Source organism: Desulfovibrio sp. TomC, assembly GCF_000801335.2.
Classification (GTDB): Bacteria; Desulfobacterota; Desulfovibrionia; order Desulfovibrionales; family Desulfovibrionaceae; genus Solidesulfovibrio.
The window spans coordinates 1-2,523 of the sequence record NZ_JSEH01000059.1; the positions used below are offsets into that span (position 1 = coordinate 1).

General features: G+C 50.4%; 2 protein-coding genes. Both read left to right on the forward strand.

Translation table 11 applies throughout. From position 1 onward, the window contains the following. The first annotated feature begins 497 nt into the window (after positions 1-497). Positions 498-1,673 (forward strand): IS4 family transposase, encoded by a 1,176-nt coding sequence (locus NY78_RS21490; RefSeq protein WP_442855224.1) that lies wholly within the window; start codon positions 498-500, stop codon positions 1,671-1,673. 86 nt (positions 1,674-1,759) lie between these two features. After that, a complete protein-coding gene (locus NY78_RS25150) occupies positions 1,760-2,086 on the forward strand; it encodes a hypothetical protein (protein WP_156181142.1) in 327 nt (108 codons plus the stop codon). Positions 2,087-2,523 lie beyond the last annotated feature (437 nt).

Genomic DNA, 2,523 nt, shown 5'->3' on the forward strand with positions numbered 1-2,523 from the left:
AAAAATGACGCGCTTAAAATTTCGCCTGGGCGTTTCCGGGGTATGGGAGTTTGCGAATGAATGCGGTATGTTGACTTTTATTCTAAAATTTTCTAGAAAATGTTATTGGCAGGAGCTAATTTTATGGTTAGGTATTTATGGCTCATGAAAGACAGCCAAGGAATATTGCCATATGTAATAAATAAACTTACAACAATTTTTTTTAAAGAAGGGGGTTCATTACTGTCCGGTTAAGAATAGGCTTGACACCTGGAAGCGACAACTGGTGTAGGCTCCTGATGTATTTCCACCTAGGCGATCAGTTTTGAAAAAACGACACCGGCATCCATGAGATCAAGTTCAAAAATCCGTGCACAACGCCACCGATTGGCCCAAGTGCGCGCCATGGGGCCTGCTTTGAAGGCAATAGAGACTTTTCTATCCATTTGTAACTATGCGGAATCGCTCTTGTTGCTGTATGGTAGAGTTGCGAGACTCACCTGCAAACCGACAAGAGGATTCCGCACGTGCAAAGCGCTATCGCCGTCTTCGCCCAATTGCTATCCCTGGTGCCGAAATCAATATTTTCCAAGTTATCTAGGCAACATAAGCCAAAACGCGCACCTCGGACTTTTTCTCAGTGGAGTCATTTCGTCCACTTGCTGCACGCCCAGTTGGCCGGATGTAAAAGCCTGCGGGATGGGGTCATGGGAATGAATGCCGCTTCCAACCGGCTCTACCATCTCGGCGTGAAGCCTGTGCCCCGGTCGACCTTTGCCGACGCCAATAACACCCGCCCTTGCGCCATGTTCGAAGCCCTGTTCGGCGAACTCTACACGAGGTGTCTTTCGCAAGCGCCAAAACATAAATTTTCTTTTAAAAACAAGCTTTTAAGCCTTGACGCATCGGTCATCGACCTGTGCTTGACCCTGTTTCCCTGGGCCAAGTTCCGAACAGCAAAGGGCGGCATCAAGGTGCACACGGTCATAGACCATGACGGCTATCTCCCAGCTGTGGTCACCGTCACCGAAGCCAAGTGCCATGAGGTCAACATCGCCAAGCTGCTCAAACTGCCTAAGGGATCAATCGTGGTCTTTGACCGGGGCTATAACGACTACATGTGGTTTCGGCAGCTCTGTAAGTCCGACGTCTTCCTGGTCACGCGACTCAAGAGCAATGCCCGTTTTCGGGTCATTGAGCGCAACCGCACGGACCGGGCAACGGGTGTCACCCCCGATCACATCATCCAGGTCGCCGATGGCGAAAAAACTATGACCTTGCGCCGCGTCGGCTATCGGGATCAGGAAACCGGGAAGTGCTTCGATTTCCTCACCAACCACATGACGCTTCCGGCCCGTACCATTGCCGACATCTACAAGGAGCGTTGGCAGATCGAAATCTTCTTTCGATTCATCAAGCAGAACCTCAAGATCAAGTCGTTTCTTGGCAACTCGAAAAACGTCGTTCTTTCTAAGGTCTACGTCGCATTGATTGCGTACCTGCTGCTGGCCTACCAGAAGTTCATATCAAAGATCGGTATCAGCCTGCACTATCTGGCCCGGCTGGCGCAACGGAATCTGTTTCAGCAATGCGAAATTCTCGACCTCGTCGACCCGCGACGGGAACGGTTAAAACCAAGCAATTCTAGTAGGCGATCTCTCCTCACTTATCCGGACAGAACTGAAGGAGGTTAAAATAAATTTAGCGTTTGGCGCTTGGGCGAATGACGGGTTTAACAAATCAATGCTCAGCAAACCTGTAACGTTCATCGAGGGCATCTATGAAATGCAAGGCAATGATTACCGTTGCAGTGGCAACTGCACTTGTGCTTGTTGGCAGTTTGCATAGTGCGTATGCAACCAACTTCAATGCAACTATTGACAATATTGCATCTGACTCCGGAACGATATGGATACAGGCCAAGGATGCGGTCTCAGGCAATGTTTGTTACATGGTCATCCCTACGGCATATCTTAATCCTTACTTGGCCATTGCATTGACTGCGCAGTCGGCTGCAAAGACGGTTGCAATTAATACAGATCAAGCCAGTTGTGCGGCAGGGGGGTGGGGATCCGTGCTGGGGATCGCCTCAATTACGGGCCCATAAAGCCATAGATGTTGGCTAACAGGTCACTAATTTAGCCCGCCAAGAAGACATTGTTTTTTTGGCGGGCTTCAACTTGGGTCGCCTCAGAAAATGGAAAAAAAAATGTACGCTGTTATGGCTGAAAGCTGTCAAGCCTAGATGTTAGTGTTTCCTTTTCGAAGACGCCCCCCTTCCAGGGATACTGGCGCCAGTCTGCTGCAGCGGCTTGGTTCTGTTTGGCAAGGGAGGCGATGGCGTGCTTGGTATCTTATGGGCAGCCGCTGGAACACGCCCCTCCAGCTGGAAAAATTTCAGCAACAGCGAGAATCCCAGGCGAGTGGTCCCCTCTTGTTGCGGAGCAGGTCCGATTCCGGGGGCAGGAGCTTCCGTTCGTCCCGGCCCCAGCGCCACTTCACAAAATTTTCCGGATTGTGCAAATTGAAGTCTCCCCTGAATGG